The 945-nt window shown below is 42.4% G+C and carries 1 pseudogene and 1 other annotated feature; the pseudogene reads right to left on the bottom strand.

The window, feature by feature from the left end:
• Positions 1–896, bottom strand: a pseudogene (locus G5T77_RS04730) (IS3 family transposase); the annotation flags it as partial.
• Positions 505–621: a sequence feature (AL1L pseudoknot), on the bottom strand. It overlaps the preceding pseudogene by 117 nt.
• Positions 897–945 lie beyond the last annotated feature (49 nt).

Genomic DNA, 945 nt, shown 5'->3' with positions numbered 1-945 from the left:
AATCACATTCTTTGGCATGCCGCGATCATGCAATGCTTGCTCCAATGCATCGAGCACCATATCTGTATTCATCCGTGTAGATACTTTCCATCCAACAATTGCTCGTGAAAACACATCAATAATAAAGGCGGTATAGACCCAGCCTGAATGAGTTTGAATATACGTAAAGTCACCGACCCATAGTTGGTTTGGATGATCAGCACTAAAATTACGTTTCACTAAATCATCTGCCCGTTTTTGGTCATCCCGGCTACGGGTAGTTTGTTTATTCTTACCGCGCCAAACACCTTGTATACCTAGCTTCTGCATCAATCGAGCAACTGTACAACGTGCAATCACATAGCCTTCACGTTTCAGTTGTTGCCAGACCTTACGCACACCGTATCGACCTGAACTTTCTTTCCAAATTCGTTTAATCTCCTCAGCATGATGCAAGTCATGTAAATCTCGCTTTGCTCGATGTTCTGGATTTTCGCAGAGATCTAGAGTCCGGTAATAGGTTGAAGGTGCGATCGGTAAAATTCTACAAATCGCCTCGACTCCGTACAGCTCTTTATTATTATGGATAAAATCCACCATTATTTGTGTGGGCGGTCGAGCTCCGCCTGGGCGAAAAAAGCGGCTGCTTTACGTAGAATTTCATTGGCGCGTTGCAGTTCTTTATTTTCGCGTTCGAGTTGTTTGATACGTTCTTGGTCTGAAAGCTGCTGTACTTTAACTGGATTTTGTTTATCTAAATATTTTTGATACCAAACACGTAGTGTTTCAGGAGTACAACCTATCTTGGGAGCAATAGCGGTGATCGCAGCCCAATTCGATGGATAATCTTTTTCAGATTCAATCAATAATTGAACCGCTCTTTCTCTGATTTCAGGGGTATATTTTAATTTTGTCATCGGGATAGTCTCTCAGAATATTGACTCTCCGACAAACCCGGTACGGTTC

The sequence above is a fragment of the Acinetobacter sp. GFQ9D191M genome (genome assembly GCF_011174875.1).
Classification (GTDB): Bacteria; Pseudomonadota; Gammaproteobacteria; order Pseudomonadales; family Moraxellaceae; genus Acinetobacter.
This window is presented reverse-complemented; position numbering and strand designations above follow the sequence as displayed.